This is a genomic window from Enterococcus sp. NBRC 3427 (genome assembly GCF_007996925.1).
GTDB classification, from domain to species: Bacteria; Bacillota; Bacilli; order Lactobacillales; family Enterococcaceae; genus Enterococcus_B; species Enterococcus_B lactis.
Genome location: NZ_BJLL01000106.1, coordinates 1 through 2588 on the forward strand (window position 1 = coordinate 1; position 2588 = coordinate 2588).

At 28.7% G+C, this 2588-nt stretch carries 2 protein-coding genes; both read right to left on the reverse strand.

Annotated elements, in window-relative coordinates; all coding sequences use genetic code 11:
- Window positions 1–568 precede the first annotated feature (568 nt).
- Window positions 569–1321, reverse strand: a complete 753-nt coding sequence (locus ESP02_RS13025) for a response regulator transcription factor (RefSeq protein WP_002325334.1) — start codon at window positions 1319–1321, stop codon at window positions 569–571.
- 14 nt (window positions 1322–1335) lie between these two features.
- Window positions 1336–2588, reverse strand: a 1253-nt coding sequence (locus ESP02_RS13030) for a sensor histidine kinase (protein WP_261794631.1), incomplete at its 5' end; no start/stop codon positions are given.

Genomic DNA, 2588 nt, shown 5'->3' on the forward strand with positions numbered 1-2588 from the left:
AACTAGCACCACGGGTTAAATTTTTATCTTTTATTAAAGTCAGATAAAAATTCTTTGGAAATGTAATGGTAGAGATATTTTTACAAAAGGACCTGGCAGCGCTGTAGTTGGTGCTGCAGGAGGACCTATTTATTGGTAATGTACTTGTCGGATGTGCATTAAAGCCTATTCCTGCAAGTTAAATTTATAAAAACAGGAAAGTAATTATCTCAAATCCTATCAAGTACAATCATAGGATTGCACTTGACAGGACAAATTTTTTAACTAAAAAATGAAAAACACTTTCTAAAAATTAGTAGAATTTGCCAAATCTTTCGCATCTTCCACCATACATTTAATTTTAATTCCCCTTTATGGTACTTAATAAAAACAAGAAAAGAACTATTCATTTGGCCCTTTTTTGGTTCCAGACCATAGAAATATTCCTCCAGTAACTAATATTGCTGTTATGCACGTAACTAATAACAGCTATAAAAATTGGTACAACTTTAATAGGATTCAGAAAAATTTGCACTAGTGAAGGAATCTATTTTATTAGAAAAATGCAATCTCCCTAAAGAAAAAACCACTAAACAGTGCTTTCTTTCAACTTCTCCTTAATTTTTTGTGCTTTCCCTAAAGTAAAGTTTCTGGCCAACTCTGAATCAAAATATAGTGAACGTTTTTTAAAATCTATTTCTTTAACGTTAAAGATATTTACTAAACACGCTCGACTAATTCTTGTTAACATAGGATATTTCTTTTCAAGCTCACTAATTCTTCCATAAAATTCGTACTGCCCATCTTTAGTACACAATGATAATCTATGTGGTAATTTTGAAGCTTCTACAAAATAAATGTCATTTATATCAAAAGTAAATGTTTGAGAACCTATGGAAAAAACAAATGCTTGATTCGTAACCTGTTTTGTTGCATCTATCCTTTCTTGCGCTAATAACAATAACTCAACAATCTCGTTTCGATACTCATCTAGTGTTTGATCTTTTGTTACAAATCCTAACGTTTCAACTCTTCTTTTTATTGTTACGGGTAACATCTCATCATGAGTAGTTGTAAAAATGATTTTTGCTTGAACATCATATTTTCTGATTACTTCTGCTAATTCTATACCGTTAACTTCATGATTTAAATCAATATCTAAGAAATATATTCCTTGCTTTGGTCGGAATTGTTTGAGGTATTTTTTAACTTCTAACGGACTTTGTGTTTTCAATACTATCTTAAATACTTCGTCGTGAAAAAGAATGAAATTATCAATAATTCGTTCTAACTGATTTAATTGTATAATTTGATCTTCACATAATATTATTGGATAACTCATAAATCCTCCTTCCCTCAAAACAACAAAATAACTTGAGTAGTAAATTGATACGGATCGTTTTGATAGTTCACAAACATATTGGGATTCTTTTTATTGATTTCCTCTATACTAGATAAACCTAACCCTTGATGTCCCTTTTTTGTTGTTACACCTTTTTTCATTAGAGTATCTATGGAGAGTAGTATCTCTCTACAACTATTCGATATCGAAATTTCTATCTGTTTATCATCTCGGTAAATAGCTAGAGACAGTTCTCTATCTTGACTCTCTATAGATGCTTCAATTGCATTATCGAGAATAATTCCAAGCACCCTAATACAGTCAAATATTGGAACAGGAACTTCAATAATAGTACTTGGACATTCGAATTTACAACAAATCTTATTGTTATTTGCTTGGTATAGCTTCGCTATCAACAAACTTTTCAAATATTCATTTTTTATATTTTTTAAATAACGATATTCAAACTTATTGGTTAGATAAGAATTAGAATAGATCTCTAATTCTTTTATTTCTTTTTCCAATATCGAATCATGGTTTTGATTAGCGATTTCTTTTAAACTCAGCAATAAATTTTTATAGTCATGTCTAAATCTGGCAAATTTTTCTTGATCTTTTTCCAGTGAATCAGTATATTTTTTTAGATAAACCAATTCCTTTCTTTTCAATTGCTGTTCATATTGTTCTCGTTGCCTAATAGTTATTCTAATAAATAAAAATAGAACAACAAACATTTGAATGATTAAAAATATTAAGACACCAAACACAAAATGATCAAATACTTGATATTGATGAGCAACATAAGAAACAAATAAACCAATTGTAAGTAAATAAATCATGAATATAGCAGTAAGTTTAGAACTGGACTGTTCAACAATCCTATTTATAGCTAATTTTCTATATAACCAAATAAACATCAGTAAGAACAAAGAATCAAGCATTATCTGGAATACTACATAACCATACCCTTTTATCCCTTCAAATGAAAACATATACGTCATAACCATGGAAGTAATAATAGATCTGAAATCATCAATAAGCATACATAATAGTAATTTATTTAAAAGCACTATATTAGTTTTCTTCTTTTCCTTTAATATAAAATAACTTCCGATTATAGGTATAGCTGCGGAAACATCAGTAAATAATTCAACAAAAAAAGTGAGTGGTATCAATAAACATACAAAAAGATATTTTCTTTTGTTAATATCAGTATTAGTCATATAAAATAAGAGAAAAAAGAAAAAGTTTCCCACGAACATTCTAG

Bases quoted from the DNA above. Each gene is read 5' to 3' on its own strand.
- ESP02_RS13025 (WP_002325334.1), bottom strand. From the start codon at position 1,321: ATGAGTTATCCAATAATATTATGTGAAGATCAAATTATACAATTAAAT.